Source organism: Flavobacterium tyrosinilyticum (assembly GCF_023656565.1).
Lineage (GTDB): Bacteria > Bacteroidota > Bacteroidia > Flavobacteriales > Flavobacteriaceae > Flavobacterium > Flavobacterium tyrosinilyticum.
In genome coordinates, this window is the sequence record NZ_JAMOKG010000003.1 from 983609 (window position 1) to 1002331 (window position 18723).

At 35.1% G+C, this 18723-nt stretch carries 16 protein-coding genes and 1 riboswitch; of the genes, 3 read left to right on the top strand and 13 right to left on the bottom strand.

Annotated features, from left to right (window positions below):
* The first annotated feature begins 87 nt into the window (after positions 1–87).
* A complete protein-coding gene (locus NCC77_RS18545) occupies positions 88–366 on the top strand; it encodes a hypothetical protein (RefSeq protein WP_250836924.1) in 279 nt (92 codons plus the stop codon).
* Positions 367–377: 11 nt separating this feature from the next.
* Complete coding sequence (locus tag NCC77_RS18550) at positions 378–839, top strand: hypothetical protein (protein WP_250836925.1); 462 nt, start codon at positions 378–380, stop codon at positions 837–839.
* Between the two features lie 15 nt (positions 840–854).
* Here the strand turns inward: NCC77_RS18550 and NCC77_RS18555 are convergent, their stop codons facing one another.
* The 9 genes from NCC77_RS18555 to NCC77_RS18595 all read right to left on the bottom strand — a co-directional run bounded on the left by NCC77_RS18555 (position 855) and on the right by NCC77_RS18595 (position 11355).
* Entirely contained in the window at positions 855–2033 is a 1179-nt protein-coding gene (locus tag NCC77_RS18555) for an MFS transporter (RefSeq protein WP_250836926.1), read from the bottom strand.
* A gap of 48 nt (positions 2034–2081) precedes the next feature.
* The gene (locus tag NCC77_RS18560) at positions 2082–3302 is read right to left on the bottom strand and encodes a DUF763 domain-containing protein (RefSeq protein WP_250836927.1); all 1221 of its coding nucleotides are present in this window, start codon (positions 3300–3302) and stop codon (positions 2082–2084) included.
* 149 nt (positions 3303–3451) lie between these two features.
* Complete coding sequence (locus tag NCC77_RS18565; protein ID WP_250836928.1) at positions 3452–4543, bottom strand: AI-2E family transporter; 1092 nt, start codon at positions 4541–4543, stop codon at positions 3452–3454.
* Between the two features lie 109 nt (positions 4544–4652).
* A complete protein-coding gene (locus NCC77_RS18570) occupies positions 4653–5357 on the bottom strand; it encodes an ion channel (protein ID WP_250836929.1) in 705 nt (234 codons plus the stop codon).
* Between the two features lie 196 nt (positions 5358–5553).
* A complete protein-coding gene (locus tag NCC77_RS18575) occupies positions 5554–7122 on the bottom strand; it encodes an MFS transporter (RefSeq protein ID WP_250836930.1) in 1569 nt (522 codons plus the stop codon).
* Between the two features lie 3 nt (positions 7123–7125).
* Positions 7126–8190, bottom strand: coding sequence for an HlyD family secretion protein (locus NCC77_RS18580; protein WP_250836931.1), 1065 nt, complete (start codon positions 8188–8190; stop codon positions 7126–7128).
* A gap of 11 nt (positions 8191–8201) precedes the next feature.
* Complete coding sequence (locus NCC77_RS18585) at positions 8202–9422, bottom strand: TolC family protein (protein ID WP_250836932.1); 1221 nt, start codon at positions 9420–9422, stop codon at positions 8202–8204.
* A gap of 466 nt (positions 9423–9888) precedes the next feature.
* Positions 9889–10362 (bottom strand): cupin domain-containing protein, encoded by a 474-nt coding sequence (locus NCC77_RS18590; RefSeq protein WP_250836933.1) that lies wholly within the window; start codon positions 10360–10362, stop codon positions 9889–9891.
* Complete coding sequence (locus NCC77_RS18595; protein WP_250836934.1) at positions 10363–11355, bottom strand: NADP-dependent oxidoreductase; 993 nt, start codon at positions 11353–11355, stop codon at positions 10363–10365. It abuts the gene before it with no gap.
* A gap of 92 nt (positions 11356–11447) precedes the next feature.
* Here NCC77_RS18595 and NCC77_RS18600 point away from each other — a divergent pair, with 92 nt between their 5' ends.
* Positions 11448–11828 (top strand): winged helix-turn-helix transcriptional regulator, encoded by a 381-nt coding sequence (locus NCC77_RS18600; protein ID WP_250836935.1) that lies wholly within the window; start codon positions 11448–11450, stop codon positions 11826–11828.
* Positions 11829–12230: 402 nt separating this feature from the next.
* Here NCC77_RS18600 and NCC77_RS18605 read toward each other — a convergent pair whose 3' ends face one another.
* The 4 genes from NCC77_RS18605 to NCC77_RS18620 form a co-directional block, all read right to left on the bottom strand.
* Entirely contained in the window at positions 12231–13703 is a 1473-nt protein-coding gene (locus NCC77_RS18605; RefSeq protein ID WP_250836936.1) for an aminotransferase class V-fold PLP-dependent enzyme, read from the bottom strand.
* 188 nt (positions 13704–13891) lie between these two features.
* The gene (locus tag NCC77_RS18610) at positions 13892–14884 is read right to left on the bottom strand and encodes a TlpA disulfide reductase family protein (protein WP_250836937.1); all 993 of its coding nucleotides are present in this window, start codon (positions 14882–14884) and stop codon (positions 13892–13894) included.
* Positions 14885–15122: 238 nt separating this feature from the next.
* Positions 15123–15223: riboswitch (SAM riboswitch) on the bottom strand.
* A gap of 216 nt (positions 15224–15439) precedes the next feature.
* Positions 15440–15895 carry a response regulator gene (locus NCC77_RS18615; protein ID WP_250836938.1) on the bottom strand — a complete coding sequence of 152 codons (456 nt, stop codon included), beginning with the start codon at positions 15893–15895 and terminating at the stop codon, positions 15440–15442.
* Between the two features lie 2 nt (positions 15896–15897).
* Positions 15898–18570, bottom strand: a complete 2673-nt coding sequence (locus tag NCC77_RS18620) for a PAS domain-containing sensor histidine kinase (protein ID WP_250836939.1) — start codon at positions 18568–18570, stop codon at positions 15898–15900.
* Positions 18571–18723 lie beyond the last annotated feature (153 nt).

The following is an 18723-nucleotide window of genomic DNA, read 5'->3' on the forward strand; positions in this document are numbered from 1 at the left end:
TATAAAACAGTTAGCAGATTAAGACAGTAATTTTAGAATAATCTAAAAATTGAGATAATTATTATTCATCCTTTAAAACCGATTATTATGAGATATGAAAATTACGCATCTGAAGAATTTGAAATGAATTCTTATGAAGAACAACTACTACTAAATTATGACGACTTTTTAGAGGGTGATTACAATAATAGACTGACAGCTTCTAATCACTACAATCTAGAGCTTGGAGAACTGGAAGACAATCTTGAATATGATTTCGATTCAGAGTATGATGAAAATGACTGGGAAGAAGAAGAGTTAAATGATATTGACGGAGAATACGATAAGAATGAAGAAAAACCTGGAAGTTTTGAAATGGTAAGCTAAAAAATACTGATATGAAAAATTTGCTTCTATTTCTAATTCCAATTTTCTTCTTTTCATGTCAGCAAAAGGAAAACAAAAAACCTGCTGCTGAAGCACCGACGCCCGTTGTTCAACAAGAAAAAAAACAGGAAAATGAACAAATGGGCGACACTATTGCTATGAATTTTAAGAATGAAGAAAATGTGTTTTCAGCAGAAGGCCATTTAGATTCTTTACATTCAAAAGTTTATGTCCAATTTAAAAATGAAGATTTGGGAGAATTAAACGCTCAAATTGTTCCAGATGCAGGAAAAGGAAACATTCGTTTTAATCAAATTATTTTTCCGGATAAAACCTCAGACGGCCCTTTTGGAATGGATATGAAAATGCCGCTTCAACAAAAAGGGACTCATATTTTAGTCATCGGACATTCTCTAATGGCCGACAATCCGTATTATGGTAATTTTAAAGTGCAGTTAGCGATTCAAAAATAATAAGGCGCTATAAAATTACGCTTTCATTCTCCTTTTATTTCTTGCCCAATACGTAAGATAAACAATTCCTAGAACTAGCACGAGTATATCAAATCTAATGATTTGCGGTATACGGTTGATTTGATCATTATAATAAGTCCCTCCTAAAAGAGCTCCTAAACCGATTCCGAGTTCCATCGAAATATACATCGTTGCGACCGCTTTTCCTCTATGCTCAGGATTACTCATATCAATCGTCCAAGCACTAATGGCTGGTGACAAAATACCGGTGCCGACTCCATAAATTCCGGCTCCGATTAATAACATATTGATATCTCTTCCTGCACTTATTACAAAAAGAGCAATCGAAGTGATGATTAATCCAGCCATAATCACTTTTGGACGGCCGTGCCTGTCGGAAACTTTTCCTGCTGCAAAACGAACCATGACTGAAGCTACCGTAAAAGCAGTAAAAAATATTCCCTTATTTGTTGCTCCTAAATGCTCACTCCAATCTGGAATTAAGGTTAAAATAAGTCCGAAAGCGGTGTACGAAAGAAAAGTGATAATTCCTGCTGGAAATACATTTCTATCTACAATATCGTTTTTGCCTATAACGAACATTGATCGGTTCAATTTTTCTTTTGTCACAAGGGTTTCTTTCATGTTCATTACAATAATAATAGAAAAGAAAGCCAAAAACGACGAAGTATAAAACATGACATTGATTCCGTACAAATTCACAATCATACTGCCCAGCGCTGGTCCTAGCGCCCCACCAATACTAAAACATAATCCGTGCATTCCGAGTGCTTCTCCCCATCTGTGTTGCGGAATAATATCTGCCACATAAGCCGAAGTTGACGTAGGTTTAAATCCTGTCGAAAAACCATGAACTAAACGCAAAAGCAAAAATCCTGAAACAGAACTCAAAATTGGATACAGAAATCCGCAGATCACACATACCGAAGATCCTATTGCCATAACCGGAACGCGTCCCCATTTATCGGTAAGTTTACCACTAAACGGACGAGAAATTGCGGCCGTCAAGGTAAATAAGGAAATAATAAGTCCTTTATACTCTGCTCCTCCCAAACTGCTTAAATAATTGGGAAGTTCGGGTATCATCATATTAAAACTCGATGAAAATAATAGAGAACTCAAACAAAGCAAAATGAATTGTAAGGTATAAATTGATTTTTCGTTTTGTGACATTATTGATTTTTTGTATAACTAAAAAGGCAGATAGATAATTATGATTCTTTAAAATAATTCCAGCTGATTGTTTGGGTTTATAGGTTTCTTTTTTGGAGGTTTCGCATCGCCAAAAACGGTTCTTCCTCCATATTTGTGCGATTCTTCTCTTTCTCTTTGAACAAGAGCATCAAAATTGGAATTTGGCATAAAACTTTCTTCTGCTTTTCTTGAAATTTCAGATAGTTTCTTAATAGCGCTCAATTTATCGCTATTCCCAATTTTAGCCCGATTAATGGCTCTTTGCAACGTGTCTATTGTTTCATCGTAGATTTTAACGGGAACAGGAAACGGATGTCCGTCTTTTCCGCCATGAGCAAAAGAAAAACGGGCTGGATCATCAAATCGTGTTGGAGTTCCGTAGATTATTTCGCTTACCAAAGCCAACGACTGCAAAGCTCTTGGCCCCATTCCTTTTAAAAGCAGTAATTCTTCAAAATCTTCTGGCTTGTTTTCATGAGTAGCCCAAAGCATAGCGCCCAGTCTTTTCATATTCACATCTTCCATTCTCACGTCGTGATGCGCGGGCATAGAAAGATGCTGCATTTCTTTTATGATTTTAACTGGCGACTCTTTTACCAATTCTAAAATACCTTCACGAGATTTTGTGGCCGCATTTGCTGTAAGATTTAAAATTGCACCTTGATTTTCGCCATAAATAAAAGTGTGCGGTTCATTTATAAAAGACTTTAAATCTTGCGAATGCCAATGGTATCTTCTGGCAGTTCTAGAATCAGGATTCATTCCCTGCTGAATTACAGCCCATTGCCCTTTATTATCGACAATAAAATTATGCTGATACAATTGAAATCCGTCCTGAATGGCGGTATTGTCTACTTTTGCGGTAAGTCGGCTACAGCTGGCAAGATTAACTCCGTCGAGGCCTGTTTTTTCGCCAACAAATAAAAGTTCCTGCGGCGTTGCCATCGAATGTTTTCCTTTGCCTCCGCAGATATAAATTCCGAGTTCTTTGGAGTGCGGATTCACCGATTTTTTTAATGCTCCAAGCACCGAGGTTGTAATTCCAGACGAATGCCAATCCATTCCCATTACGGCTCCAAAACTCTGAAACCAAAATGGATTGCTCAATTTACTTATAACTTCGGCAGTAGAAAATTCCATTGCAATCGTTTCTACAATTGCAAAACCAAGTTTAGACATCCGCTCAGCAAGCCATAATGGAACATGTCCATAATGTAAAGGAAGATCTGCTGTACCGGAACGTTTCATTTGCTAAAATTATAATCCTGCAAAAATACTTCTTTTAATTGTGAATTATAAATGGTGAATTGTTAATTCATGTGTAAAAAGTTTAAAGTGTGAAATGTTAGATGTGAAAAGTAAAATGATACTCACATCTTACAATTAACATTTCACAATTAACTAATTTCAATATCGTCCACAGGTTCTGCAACAGGTTCTGGATTGTCATCCAACCAAGCAACGAACAATTTATAACCTATTGAAAACACAATTGGCCCAACAAACAATCCTATGAAACCCGACATGATAAAACCACCAATTACACCTAGGAAAATAACGAGCATTGGCACAAGAGCGCCTTTTCCTAGCAATAATGGTTTTAGGACATTATCTGATAATCCGCTGATAATGAAAAACACCGTCCAAAAGATAGCATAACCAGAATCTCCTGTTGAGAAAAGGTAAATAATAACGCCAATATTAATTATAATAGGGCCAATCTGCAAAATTGAAAATATCAGACAGATCAAAGTCAAAATTCCCGCGTATGGAATATCGGCCCAAAACAATCCAATTGCCTGAATAATAGTCTGAATAACAGCAACTCCCAAAATACCTTTAACCACTTGATAAATAGTTGAAACTGAAATGGTCATAATTCCTTCGGCCTCATTTCCTGCAATTTTTTTAAGGAATTTCATAAAGAAAGTTTTCCCCCCTGGCGATACTAATAAAACACCTGCAATAATAACCGATAAAATAAACTGAAGAAATGCCGCACCAGAACTCAAAATACTGGCCATAATTTTAGACGACAATTCTCTTATCTGATCTTGGTATTTCACAACACTCTGTTCCAAATCTGTTGATAAAGACAATAAAAATTCATAGAGTGGTTTGCCAATTATTGGCCATTCTTTTATAGAAGCTCCTGGCGGAGTAATTTTTAGCGTTCCTGCCTCAAAACTGCTTTTCAGTTCTAAAAAATTTCCCGTTGCCGCTTTCAAGAAATAGATAAGAGGCACCACCATTATGGCAATAAGCAAAATAGTAATAACAACCGATGCCAGTGCTTTGCGTCCTTTTAATATTCGCTGCAGCGAATTAAACAAAGGATAAAACACAACCGAAAGTATTACCGCCCAAAGAATAGGCATAAAAAAAGGCAACAACAATTTAAGACAAAATCCCACAAGGAGAAAAATGAAAAATAACTGCAAAATAGTATCAAAAAGTTCTTTCTTTTTAGTCGAATTGGTTGTTTTCATGGTTAGTGTTTTTAATGATGAATTGTTAATAATAAATGAATTCTCCCCTATAAATCTTTACTTTACTTTACTCCTAGTTCTTACTTCTTTCATCTATATTCTATATTCTTTAGTCTTTATTCTTCCCCGTCTTATTAACAGCAAAATTGGCATCTGAAACCAGTCTTCCAATTAAGATTACAGGATACAGAACACCTGTAAGCACTTCAATCTGAACAAGCGAACGAGCCAAAGGATGCAGAGGAACGATTTCGCCAAAACCCGTCGATGTGATACAGACATAACTGAAATACATAAAACTAGCCAGATCACTATTGCTTGCAAATTTCGATTCAGTTATTTGAAAAGCGCCTTCAATATGCTGGAAAAGAAACAAATAAAGCGTAGACCAAAAGTGAACCAAAAGCATATAAACGACTATTGACCCTACAATGCGATAAGTAGTTACAGGACCAGGCTCTAAAACCTTTATTAAAACCAAAGTAATGAGAAGCAACATAATTGCAACGGAGAGAATTAAATCCGCAAAGAGGATGAAAATATTATGTTCGAAATAATTAATCCATTGTGTTATAATAAATAAAAAGGGAATTATGGAAATGAGAAAAGCCTGTTTTTTATGTTTGGATAAAGCTATAATTCCCGCAAAGAGAAACAGCATCCAAAATATATTGACTGCTACCATAAAACGCGAATAACTGCCAAAAAACGGAATGACAATAAAGTGCATAATACACAAAAGAATCAGCATACCACTGAGTCCTTTCTCTTGCGTCCAAAAGCGATATAAAAAACGGTCTTTTTGTGCTATCATAATATAAATTCTAAATATTAAATTCCAAATTCCAATCTCGAAGCCTACGGACAAATTCCAAAAACTAAATTCCAAATTCCAATCTCGAAACCTAAGGACAAATTCTATATTCTATATTCTTGCTTCTTCACTCTCTATTCTCTATTCTCTATTCTCTATTCTCTATTCTCTATTCTCTATTCTCTATTCTCTATTCTCAAATCGGTATCGGCTCCACTTCTACTCTTCCTATTGGTCTTCGCCAAAGTTTAAAAAGCAGTATAATAAAAATGGGCAGAAAACACACTGCCGACATTACGAGATAAATATCTTTGTAAGCCAATAACATAGAAGCTTGAGAGGTTTGATTGGAAAGACTTTTCTCGGCTTTTTTCTGCGCTTCGGCATCTGATAATCCCAAGAATAAAAATTGCCTTTTTGAGTTTTCCAACTGCTGTTCGGCTTGTTTATTTAGCGGACTCAATTGCTGACTCAGACCTGTTTTATGCTGTACATTCATGTTCGAAATAAAAGTTCCTAAAACAGCGCCTCCAAGTAAAGAAGCAAAAACAGCCTGAGCAATAATTCCAGTCATCATGCGCGATGTGCTCAAAAACGGAGGAATTCCCTCTGAAATGTATAAGAGTGAAACAGGAAAAAGAAATCCCATTCCTAATCCTTTAAAAATTAAGGGTAGATAAAAATCGGATGCATCGATTCCGGGGTAGAACCTAAAAAAAAGCATAATATGATACATTCCGTAGCAGGCAAAACCAATTACCCAAATCGTAGCCAGATAAATGCGTTTGTATAAAAGATAAGTCGAAAGCGGAATCGAAATGCACAACCCAATCAAAAGTGAAAGATGTATTACTGCTCCCAAAACAGAATCAAAACCTAGAATATTGGTCATATAGCCTGTTACAACACTTCCGGTTCCGTTTATTAATCCGATATAAAACATCAAAAAGGCACCTGGAATTACATTCTTATATTTGTAAACATCGGGATTAATTAAAGGCTCTGCCGTAAAACGAACATGAAGCAGATAGATACCTGCTACAATAAATAAAACTGCAAAAGCCAAAGTTATTTTAGGATCGCTAAACCAATTTCTGGTCTGCCCTTCGGCACATACAAAAAGAATAATCGCAAAAAATAAAATCAGGATAATCCAGCCTCTCCAATCAAATTGGAATTTGGTTTTTAGAGGTGCAACATCGGCTTTATAGAAATACCAAGCGAGAATAATACAGATTAAAAAGTTGACATTTAAGAAATAAATTCCAAACGTCCAGTTATGAAAACTCACAAAGTGCGCTCCTAAATATTGATACAAATGCTGGCTTCCTTTCTGGATAAACTGAAAAATGCCGTAAAGCAAAGCCATATTGAGAGCGGGATTGTATTTTAATAAAATAGGCACCATCGAAGCAAATATTCCGATGACTGAAACCATTGCTAAAAGAGAACGGCATAAAACAAACCAAGCTATTGTGGGTGCAAACAATGAAGCAGTATTGAAGATTAAGGATAAAAATGAAACCGATAAAATCATGGTTCTAACCTTGATTTGTTTCCCTAATTTTAAACCTAAAGGCAGAAAAGCCAACATGACAAAAATCGGAACGTAAACCGCATAACTAAAAGCAGTCGTAGAAGGTCCAAAATGTCCTAATATCTGAGAATTATCATAAGTCGTAACATTGAGTCCGTTAAAAAAAGGAATCGTCAGGATATACAATCCTGTCAGTGTAAAAATGCTTTCTTTTTTTCCTGCAAACATCTCTTATTTTTTTACATCAACTGTTACATTCATTCCGGGTCTTACTTCCTGAAGCTCTTTTGCTGGAGTTTCAAATTCAATTTTAACTGGGATTCGTTGGGTGATTTTGACAAAATTTCCAGTTGAATTATCAGGTTCAACCATAGAAAATTTAGCTCCTGTGGCGGGAGAAAATCCAGCTACTTTTCCTTTAAATTTTTTTCCGTCTAAGGCATCAATTGTAATGGTTACTTCTTGTCCCTGTTTTATTTTTTCAATTTGAGTTTCTTTAAAATTGGCCGAAATCCATAATTTTTCATTCAATACAATTGTCGCAATGGTTTGATTGGCATTGATTAATTCGCCAATAGACAAATTTCGTTCGCCCACAAAACCACTGGTTGGAGCCATAATAACAGTATAGGACAATTGAAGCTTCGCGGCATCCAAATCTGCTTTCTTTCTGGCAACAGTTGCCGTAGCAGCTTCCAGATTAATCGAACTTTGTTTGGTAATTGAACTGCTTGCATCGAGACCTTTTTTGCCTGCCTTGACATAAGCCTCTTCTGATTTTAATTTAGAAATAACCTGATCATACTGATTCCGCGTTACGGCCGAATCGGCATACATATTTTTAAATCGCTGATAGTCTTTTTGCGCTTTGTCTAAACTTGCTAAATCTCCCGCCAACTTTTCTTTTCCCGAAGCTTGATTGGAAATCGAAGTTGTAATGTTTTGCTGCAGCGAATGCAGATTTCCTTCGGCTATAGCCAAATCCGCTTCGGCTTGTTTGATCTTAATGATATATTCGGAATCGTCCAAAACAACCAATGTATCTCCTTTCTGCACCTTCTGATTGGCTTCAAATCGTATTTCTTTTATATGTCCAGTCGCTCTTGCCACAACATTATTGATGTAAGCTTCAACTTGGGCATTATTGGTGGTTTCATAAGAACTGAAATCAAAGAACAAACTTAAAATCCACAAACCGCCAGCAATCAAAAAAACAAATGACAATACCGTTAGAATTGTGTTTCTTCTTTTTTCATTTTTCTGAACTGCTCCGTTTTGTGTATCTGTTTCGCTCATAACAAGATGTATTAAAGTTTACCCATTGCATATTGAAGTGAATAATATTGAATGATTAAATCTAAATTGGCGTTTACAAGTGAAATTCGAGAGTTGTTCAGCTGTAATTCTGCGTCAACAATCTCGCTGATTAAAGCAAAATCGTTGTCATAACGGCTTTTTACAATTTTATAATTGCTCATAGACAACTCTACATCTTTTTTATAGGTTTTAATATTTTCTTTGCTTTCTGCATATCTCACATAAGCATTTTTAACTTCGGTAGTAATCTGGTCTTTGGTCACTTCTAGGGCTATATTACTTTTATCGATTTCCAGTTTATCACTGCCTATGCGATGTTTCAGATTATAGAAACTCGAAATATCCCAATTCAAAGAAAGTCCCGCCGCCCAATAATTGAGAATATTGACATAATTGGGCCATTGTGCTGGATATTCGGTATTGAGAATAACATTTGCATTTACGTTTGGTTTAAATCCACTTTTGGTCAGGCTTAATGTCGATTCCGAAAGCTTGATTCTTATTCCTGCTCGCTTTATTTCTTCCCTATTCTGAAAAGCTTCTGCTAAACTTTCCTGCAGATTCATATTTTCTGTCGGAATCATACTTTCTGCCACTTCAGGTTTTAAAATCGTATGGGTTGGAAAACCGATTAAAATATCCAAATAATTGCTGATCAGTTCAATCGTATTAGTGCTTCTAAAAACAGAAACCTTAAAATTAGATTGCTGCAATTCGGTTCTCAAAAGGTCGCTCGTAAGATTCTGACCATTTTTCACACGCGATTTTAACTGATTTATTCGAATATCGGTATTGATAATATTCTGTTTGGTAACCTCAATCTGACGGTATAATTTCTCGAGTGTAAAATATTGTTCGGTAATCGCATTCTTGACATCGGCTTCTGTCATTTTCACGGCAGATTCCTGCATCTGACTGATTAATTCCTGCTGATTAATTCTAGTGTTAATGGCATTTCCAGCGTAAATTGGGAGTGAAGAAACAATATTAGCAAAACCTTGATGATCGTAATAATCTACGGTAACATTTCTGGCATAAAATCCTTCATAGATTTTAGGATCGCCAATATAATTGTATCCGCCATTTAAGCTTATTCTTGGCGCTTTTGCAATTTTGGCCTGACTGACATTTTCATTTGCAATAGCGAGATCTGCATTGGCCAATTTTAACTGACGGTTGTTTTTAATGCCTAACAAAATGGCTTCGTCCAATCTTATTTTTTTAGCAGACGCCAAACTGATTGTATCCTGCTGCGCAAAACTTACATTGAGGCTGCAGCTCAATAAAAAAAGAGCTAAATGCTTTAAACGAAAAACTTTAAACCGCCAATAGCTCATGAGATGATATGGATTTAATTTTGCATTTTTTCGAAATTTGTAATCAACATTATGTAATATTTAGCAGAAGTTTCGATGAAAATTAAATTTTAGCTAGGCGGAAAAACTACGATAGGTTTATTTGGATCTGCTTATCCAATCATTATTATTTCGCATAAATTTAAACAATTATTATTCAACACTTTAATACACAAACAATCAAAATTGTTTCATTTTATAAAATGGAACAATTTTGAGAAATTCCGTGCATATTTAAAAACAAAAAAAATTGCAACAATCAAATGAGATTATTGCAATTTTACAAATAAATCAAAATGTAGTTATCGGCGTATAATTTATATTATTCTGCTTTTGCGGCGTCCAGTAAGATTGCCAATTGAATACAGGGCGAATCCGATCGGTTGCTCCAAGCGTGATTGGTTCCGCGCTGAATTACAATATCTCCCGCTTGCAGTAAAGTCTCTTCTTCGTCTACAATCAAATAAATTTCACCCGAAATAATGATAATGTAATCTAAAGTATCAGTCTGATGCATTAACGGATGCGGCTGGCCTTCGAGAGCAACAATTCCCAAATCTTTGTCGGGCGGAATCTGGACATAACGAAAATAACTTCCGTTTTTAGGCGTATTTGGAAAAGCGGTGTTTTCAATAACTTTTTCTTCAAATTTTGCCGGTGTCGAATCTGTCGACCAGATATCTGAAATAATTAATCCTGGAAAATGTTCCGACACATTCGAAACGATTTCATCATGTTCTATAATAGATTTTCCGTTTCGTAAACCTGTTACAATTCTTCGTGGTATTGTTTTCATTTAATTGATCTGCATTATTAATTTTCTGCCACTGGTTTTGTTTTCTCTCAAAATAGTAAGCGCTTTATCTACTGTTTCTTTGTTCAATCCTCCAATTACATTAATATTTGGCGTTGTAATTATTTCATTTTCTATTAAATCACTCAACTCTGTTAATCCTTTTTTATAGTAATCGTATTGTTTTTCAACTCCATACGCATAATTTGAAATATTATGAATTGTAGCGCCTCGCGAAAAAAGAATACTGCGCGATTCTGGAGTAGAAAAATTTGTGACATCAATATATCTTCCGTTTATTTTCAGCAATTTTGCAGCAATTTCAGCAACATGATTTCCAACTAAATCAACCGCAATATCATATTTTTGATTTCCGTTTAAAGAAAGAGCGGCTTCGTAAATTTCCTCTTTTTTATAATTGATAATCTGTTTTGGTTTTACGCCAAGATTCACCAAAGAAGCGATACTTTCTTCGTTTCCAGCTGTAACTACAAAATTGGTAAAACCTTCAGCAATAAGCAGTTTCATAAAAACATTTCCCACTCCGCCAGCACCGCCCGTAATCAGTATCGAATCGGTTAAAGAAGCATTCATTCGTTTAAAAGATTGCAAAGCCGTAAGTCCAGCTGATGGAATTCCTGCCGCTTCTTCAAAAGAAATATTCTGAGGTTTCTTTACTGCAATTCCCGCTGGCACACAAATATATTCGGCATAAGTACCGTTTGATCCCATACTTCCAGAACCACAAAAAACAGCATCTCCAATTTTAAACTCCGTTACCTCATCACCAATTGCTGTTATGATTCCCGAAAATTCTCTTCCTAAAATTGGTGAATGTATCAGCTTTCTTTCAGAACCGTTTCCGGTCATTTGATAATCAATCGGATTAAATCCTGAAGCCATAATCTTTACCTGAATCTGATGCGATTCTGGTTGCGGAATTACCACTGTTTCCAGTTCAAATTCGCGGTTTTCCTGTAATACAATTGCTTTCATTTTTATCATTTTAGTTTACAAAAGTATCGCCCTAATGCCTTATTTTTGTTATGGGTTAACCCAAGGTAACCGGTTACCAAAGAGAAACTAGTATGGCAAAAATTAACGATAACGGAGTACTTCGCGAAGCCAATTGTTCTGAAGAACTTATGGCAATGCGTGACAGTCTTGATGTTTTGGGCGGTAAATGGAAATTGATGATTCTACGATTTTTAACCAATAGAACGCATCAGGTGATTCATTTTAAAAAAATGCAGCGTGAAATTGATGGTATTTCGGCTAAAATGCTCAGCAAAGAGCTCAAAGAACTGGAAACCAATTTACTCATTACCAGAGCCGAACAAAATACCAAACCTGCAACTGTAGTTTACGCCATTACCGAATATGGAAAATCGGTGCTTCCTGTTACCGAAACCTTAGTCAATTGGGGATTGGCGCATAGAGAAAAGATTATCGAGTCGCTTAATAAATAATTTTTAACACATAGAAACATAGTTTTCTTTGTCTATAAAGGCGTTTCACTTGTTTTAAAAAACATAGCTATGTGTGAGAAACTAGTTTCTTTCCAAATACTTTTTTAATGTAAAAAAATCTATGTTTCTATGTGTTTAAAAAATTATCGAATCGATTAAATAATTCTAAAAAACATTCCGTTAGGAATGTCTGGTTGGTAGAATCAAATTTCAACGCACATTTGCACGTTCCGTAGGAACGTCTAATTAAGAGCGCAGATACATAATTCAATTGTACAGGTGTCCCTACAGGACACAACGTAAAACGCAATCATTTTTTTTCTACCGACGAGATATTCCTACAGAATATTTAGCAATTTAAAAACCTAACAGATTTTGAAAACCTGTTAGGTTGACTACTAACTAATCTAACTTAAACCATTCGTTTACTTCTCTTGCGATGGTATCTTTAATTTCCGAATTTTCAAATTCATTTGAAACCGGATTATATTCATAATCTTTTTTCCATTTTTTATAATTCAGAGCTACTTTTTCAATTGCATCGCAGATATAAAAAAGCTCTTCATTGCTCATAATCGGATGCAGTGACAAACGCACCCAACCCGGTTTATTGGTTTGATTTCGCTGCAATAATTCATTGGTAATTTCTGCGGATTTCTTTTCGTTAATATTGAACAGATAATGTGCATAAGTGCTCGCACACGACCAGCCGCCGCGAACCTGAATTCCGAAACGGTCATTTAAAAGTCTAACGATCAAATTATAATGAATGTCTTCGATCACAAAAGAAACACAGCCTATTCTTTCTGTCGTTAAATCTCCTAAAATCGATAAACCCTCTATTTTTTGAAGTCTTGAAAAACAAAGATCAAGCAGTTCTTTTTCTCTTTCTTTGATTTTCTCCACGCCCATTTGCTCTTTTAATTCTAAAGCCAATGCCGTTCTAATAACCTGCAAAAATCCCGGCGTTCCTCCATCTTCTCTAACTTCTATTACATCGCTGTAACAATATTTGCCCAACGGATTAGTCCATTTTACATTTCCTCCGCCAGGATTATCTGGAAAATCAGATTGATATAATTTTTCATTGAAAACCAAAATACCACAAGTTCCAGGTCCTCCTAAAAATTTATGCGGCGAAAAGAAAATAGCGTCCAATTGTTCTTCTGGATCTTTTGGATGCATATCGATTTTGACATACGGCGCCGAAGCTGCAAAATCTACAAAACAAAGTCCGCCGTTTTGGTGCATGATTTTGGCTAATTCGTGATAAGGCGTAATAATTCCTGTAACATTCGAACAAGCCGTAAACGAACCTATTTTTAAGCTTCTGTTTGCATATTTTTTAATCGTTTCAGCAAGAACATTTGAGTCGACTAAATTGTTCTCATCAGGCGGAAGAATAACTACTTCAGCATTGGTCTCATACCACGAAACCTGATTAGAATGATGTTCCATATGCGTTATAAAAACCACTGGTCTATCTTCTTCCGATTTGGTTCGAAGCGCCATAATACGCTGCAGTTTTGACAAAGCTGCTGTCATACCGCTTCCAGTCGTTACCAAAACATCCGAATCATTGGCATTAACCGATTTTTTAATAATATCCCTTGCATGCTGATAAGCATAAGTAGAGGTTTTTCCTGTCTGACTTGAAAGTGAATGCGTATTGGCAATCATTGGACCAATTTTATTGAGCATTATATCTTCGATCGGATGGTATAATCTTCCGCTGGCAACCCAGTCTGCGTAAACTAAATTTTGTTCTCCATAGACCGATTCGAAAGTATGATCAATTCCTACTGTATTTTCTCTAAATTTAGAAAAGTAACATTCAGGTTCTGTTGGTTTTGTTGTTGGCTCAATAGCATTCATTTCCTTTATCATTTTAATTAACTAAATTTATTATTGATTAAATTTTTTCAACACATAGAAACATAGATCATATTCTAAATAAAAGATATTTGAAAAAATCTAGATTTTCACACATAGCTATGTTTGCTAAAACAAGTGAAACGCCTCTGTAGATAAAGAAGAACTATGTTTCTATGTGTTTAAAAAAATTAATTTGCCTGTCCTAAAAGTGATTTTAATGTAGATTGCAATTCTTCTCCGTGCAGGTTTTTTGCGACAATTATTCCTTTAGAATCCACTAAATAATTTCCTGGAATAGCTCTTACACCGTATAATTTAGCAACAGCACTGTTCCAGAAAAGCAAATCTGAAACATGCGTCCAAGTTAAATTATCATCTTGAATTCCTTTAATCCAGTTTTCTTTCTTTTTATCTAGAGAAATCCCTACGATGTTGAATCCTTTATCATGAAATTCTTTGTAAGCTGCTACAATATTCGGATTCTCTCTTCGGCATGGACCGCACCATGAAGCCCAAAAATCAACTAAAGTATAACCGCCTTTTAAATTATCATAAAGTCGAACTGGCTTTCCGTCAGGATCATTGGCTGTAAAATCAGGGGCTTTTTTACCTACTGCTAATCCGTCTAAAACAATAGCCAGTTCTTTTAATTCTTTCACGTAAGTGGTATTTTGAAGACTTTTATCCAACAAAGCAATATTTTGTGTAATCTGCTCTGGCGTTAATCTATAAGACCAGTTTCTGTACAACACATAAGCCGAAACAATAGATTTTGGATGTTCGGTTATGAATTTGCTGATTTCCACATCTTTGCTCTTTTTATAGATTTCGAACAAATCTTGAGAAGCTGAACCTTCAACCACAGAAGCGGTATAATATTTCTTCGGACTCAGTTTTACTGTAATCGGGTCTTTTTCAAGAAAAACATACAAAGGCGAACTTTCTGTATTGACACTTAATCCGTATAATTCTGGTGTTTTTACTTTTGTTTTAAAGCTAAAATTTCCATCTTTTACTTTTACCGAATCAATTGTAGTAAACATTTTATTGTGAAACTTTTGCAGGTAAACATATTGTGCTACGGTATCGACAACAGTACCTTTTAATTGTAAATTATTTTCCTGCGCTTGAGTTTGAAAAGCTCCAAAAAGCAAAGCAAAACCTAATAGTATTTTTTTCATTTTATTTTTAGTTTTAAGATTAGACAAAAGAATTTCAGGCCAATGAAAAAAGTCATTAGCGATATTGTTGTTTATAAAAGAAATTGGAGAGAAACTAGTCTTTTCGCCTTCAGAAAAAAGCAAAACTGTTTTCTTCAAAAATGGAATTCAAGAGTTCATAACTAGCGTACAAAATGGATTCTGCTTTCATAATAAAGATTTTAAATGGATGATCTTAAACAGATTTACGGAGAAATCTTTCTTATCTGCCCGCACACAGCGGAAGGATTTAGCACCTTATTCGGCAACAGGTTGCTAAGACTTCAATGGGCCTATTCCCTCAGTCTTTCTGGATAAGTATCATTATATAAATTTTCTGTGATACAAATATATATTAATTCTACCGAATTAGTCAAGTTTAAAGTGGATTTTTTTGATTTTTTCTTAAAAAGAACATTTCAATACAATTCAAGATTTTAAAAATCAACACATTAAACTAAAGTGTATTTTTGGTCAGCCCCTTTTTTTATAAAAGAAATTCATACGTTTTACTTTTCAAAAAAAGAAAACACAGATTTATTCCGCACAAAAGACATGCAAATATTTATTTTTTTCAAGATTTGAAAACGTTTCTTTTAACCCGTTTTCTAAGTTTGAAGTAATTAATCTCAAGACTTGTTTTAAGTCATCGAAATTATTGGGTTTTACAAAATAGCAGACTGCTCCAAGATTGGCCGCGGTATCCATGTCATTCATGTACGAAGAGGTAGAAATCATAATTACAGGAATATCTTTATAACGCTCTTCCGATTTTAATTGCTTCAGACATTCCCAGCCGTTCATAACTGGCATATTTAAATCTAGAAAAACAATTTCTGGAATCTTCTCCTGATTTTTCAACGTATTTAGCACACCGCTACCATTTTCTGAACAATAGCACACAATACTTTCATCTATTTCTGCCAATGCTTCGCAAAACATTTCTGCATCATCCTGATCGTCATCAGCCAATAAAATCATCTTTTCTTGCATACTTAAATGTGTTTTACTTTTTGCTCAATTGGCAATGTTATAATAAAAATGGCTCCTTTATTAGCAATTCCTGTGGCTGTAATACTTCCGCCGTGACGTTCGGCTATTTTTTTACAAAGCGATAAACCTAAACCAGTTCCTTCATAACGATCTTTAGAATTTAAACGTGTAAAAGTTTCAAAAATTCGTCCTGTTTGATCAAGATCAAACCCAATTCCGTTATCTTCTACTGTAATTATCGCAATTCTGGTGCCTTCTTCAATTTGTTCTGTTGCTGTAATACGTATTTCTGGCGGAGTATCTTCTTTAGCAAATTTAATAGAATTATTAATAAGATTGTAAAACAGCTGATACAACAATACAGAAGCGCCTTCTATAACTGGAAGCTCTTCAAAATAAATCGTGCCATTTGTATTTTGGAGCGCGATTTCAAGATCGGTCTCAATATTTTTAATAACTTCATTTAAATCGACTATTGTTGTTTTTTGCGAATCGGCATTCATTTTCGAATACGCTAATACGCCATCAATCATATTAAACATACGATCTGCCGCAACATGAATTCGTTCAATATATTTTGATGAAGATTCGTCAAATTGTCCTGCCATATGATCTTCTAGACGGCTTAAAAAAGTTTTTATCTTTCGAACCGGTTCTTTTAAATCATGCGATGCAACATGCGCAAACTGCTGTAAATCGTCGTTAGATCTTTGCAATTCTTTAGTACGATCTTTTACCAAAATTTCAAGTTTTTCAGTAATCGACTTTTGTTCGTGAATATCTGTACAGGTACCAAACCAATTGGTAATGATGCCTTCTTTATCTCTAATAGGAAGCGCTTTACTTAAAAACCAGCGGTATTCTCCCGTATTGGCATTTTTTAAACGAAATTCCGTCTGATAAGGAACTCCTGCATGAACACTTTCGTACCACATTTTTGACACTAAATAAACATCGTCTGCATGTAATTTTGAAATCCAGCTTGGATCTCCAAATTCATCTTCTATGTAACCTGTGTATTCGTACCAGCGGCTATTGTAATAATCAACAAAACCTTCTGAATTGGCAGTCCAAATAATTTGAGGGACCAAATCTGCAAGCTGTCTAAATCGTTCTCCACTTTCTGCAATAACGTTTTGAAGTTCTTTCTGCGAAGTAATATCACTCGATGCACCAAACCATTCTATAATCTTTTCTTGATCGTCTAATATCGGGACCACTCTAGAGAAAACCCATCTAACAGAATCGTCTTTATTTATAACCCTATGCTCCATTTCAAAAATGGATTTTTCTACTATCGATTTAGAAATAAGATGAACAGCCATCTGCAAATCGCTAGCGTGAATAAATTTATCCAACCAATTGACACCACGTTCTCTTTGATTTGCCAAACGTCCGTCTCCTTCCAAATCTTGCATAATCATCCAATCGGCATCCATTCGATAAACCAAATCGGATGATGCGTTGACTAAAGCGCGGAAGCGGCTCTCACTCTCTTCCATTTTTTGGCGTGCTACAACTTGTTGCGTAACCTCAACTGCCACTTGTATCATTCCCGTTATTTCTCCATCTTCAATTAACGGACGATAAGCTAAATTATAATAATAGTCTTTTAATTCGCCTGTACGATTGTGCGGCACCAAAACTTCACTTTGATCAAAAGGAATTCCTTCATTATACACCTTTAAAACTTGCTCCCAAACATATTGCCCTTCCAGTTCTGGCAAAACATCAATCAGTCGCATGCCAATAATTTCTTCTCCTCTACCAATCATTTGGAGCATATGCCTATTGATCTGCTCAATAATAAGATCATTGCCTTTAAGCACTAAAGTCGGAGCTGGCGTTTGGTGAATCATTTTTCGAAAACGATTCTCACTTTGCTGTAATTTTTCTTCGGCTTGTTTACTTTCTGTAATATCTCGCGTTGTTCCAGCAACAAGCTCTACTTCTCCATTTTCATTAAAAACGGGAACAAAAATATAATCGTAAATTCTTCTTCCCAATTCTGCGTGCGGAAAAGAAACTGTTCCTCGAATCGGTTTTTTCGTAGCGACTACAGTATCTATCTCTTGTTCATGCATTTCGGCATGCCAATCTTCATAACCATTTTCAATTAATCTGCGTCCGATTGAGTCTTCTTCAGACTTGCCCCACATCGTCAATAAAGCTTTGTTGGCGTAAGTAAATTTATAATCGAGACTAAATACGTAAACCAGATCAGGAGTTCCGTTTAGTATAGAATCATATAGCCTTTTTTGTTTTTCTGCATCAAGCAGTGCATTATTCAGAGCTGTTTCGGCATGTTTCTTTTCCGTGATATCTTCCATAGTTACCACCAAAACATCGTCTTGTTTTACAGCAGTAAATCTGAAACATTGTTTGTTGGTTTCTTCTCCATACCATTCCTCAAAATTGGTCGTAACTCCAGTTTCTGCCGTCTCAATAAAATGTTCTAAAATATTGGTTTCATTTATTTTAAAGAAAACCTTACTGAATCGTTTTTCTCGATATTCTTTATCATCAATCCAATTGATGATATAAGTATTAAACAATAATATTGAAAAATCTTCTATTTTGCCTTTATTATCGTACAAAGACTTTAAAACTGCTATTCCATTTGGCGCAGAATTAAAGACAGTTTGAAAAAGGTCTAAATTATTTATTAGCTCCATTATCGTACTAAATAAAGGTAATTCGTAAAGTTGTTTAATATAAAAAAGGCATTTAAACGGTTAAATCCTTTCTCAAATATAGATAAAAACGTTTTTATTTTTAACATTCGTTCAATTCTTTTATCTGATTCTAAAATCAAAAAAGCTGAATCA

What these genes read in the sequence shown, in the direction of transcription:
- NCC77_RS18545 (WP_250836924.1), top strand. Translation starts at nt 88, where the DNA reads ATGAGATATGAAAATTACGCATCTGAAGAATTTGAAATGAATTCTTAT.
- NCC77_RS18550 (WP_250836925.1), top strand. Translation starts at nt 378, where the DNA reads ATGAAAAATTTGCTTCTATTTCTAATTCCAATTTTCTTCTTTTCATGT.
- NCC77_RS18555 (WP_250836926.1), bottom strand. Translation starts at nt 2,033, where the DNA reads ATGTCACAAAACGAAAAATCAATTTATACCTTACAATTCATTTTGCTT.
- NCC77_RS18560 (WP_250836927.1), bottom strand. Translation starts at nt 3,302, where the DNA reads ATGAAACGTTCCGGTACAGCAGATCTTCCTTTACATTATGGACATGTT.
- NCC77_RS18565 (WP_250836928.1), bottom strand. Translation starts at nt 4,543, where the DNA reads ATGAAAACAACCAATTCGACTAAAAAGAAAGAACTTTTTGATACTATT.
- NCC77_RS18570 (WP_250836929.1), bottom strand. Translation starts at nt 5,357, where the DNA reads ATGATAGCACAAAAAGACCGTTTTTTATATCGCTTTTGGACGCAAGAG.
- NCC77_RS18575 (WP_250836930.1), bottom strand. Translation starts at nt 7,122, where the DNA reads ATGTTTGCAGGAAAAAAAGAAAGCATTTTTACACTGACAGGATTGTAT.
- NCC77_RS18580 (WP_250836931.1), bottom strand. Translation starts at nt 8,190, where the DNA reads ATGAGCGAAACAGATACACAAAACGGAGCAGTTCAGAAAAATGAAAAA.
- NCC77_RS18590 (WP_250836933.1), bottom strand. Translation starts at nt 10,362, where the DNA reads ATGAAAACAATACCACGAAGAATTGTAACAGGTTTACGAAACGGAAAA.
- NCC77_RS18595 (WP_250836934.1), bottom strand. Translation starts at nt 11,355, where the DNA reads ATGAAAGCAATTGTATTACAGGAAAACCGCGAATTTGAACTGGAAACA.
- NCC77_RS18600 (WP_250836935.1), top strand. Translation starts at nt 11,448, where the DNA reads ATGGCAAAAATTAACGATAACGGAGTACTTCGCGAAGCCAATTGTTCT.
- NCC77_RS18605 (WP_250836936.1), bottom strand. Translation starts at nt 13,703, where the DNA reads ATGAATGCTATTGAGCCAACAACAAAACCAACAGAACCTGAATGTTAC.
- NCC77_RS18610 (WP_250836937.1), bottom strand. Translation starts at nt 14,884, where the DNA reads ATGAAAAAAATACTATTAGGTTTTGCTTTGCTTTTTGGAGCTTTTCAA.
- NCC77_RS18615 (WP_250836938.1), bottom strand. Translation starts at nt 15,895, where the DNA reads ATGCAAGAAAAGATGATTTTATTGGCTGATGACGATCAGGATGATGCA.
- NCC77_RS18620 (WP_250836939.1), bottom strand. Translation starts at nt 18,570, where the DNA reads ATGGAGCTAATAAATAATTTAGACCTTTTTCAAACTGTCTTTAATTCT.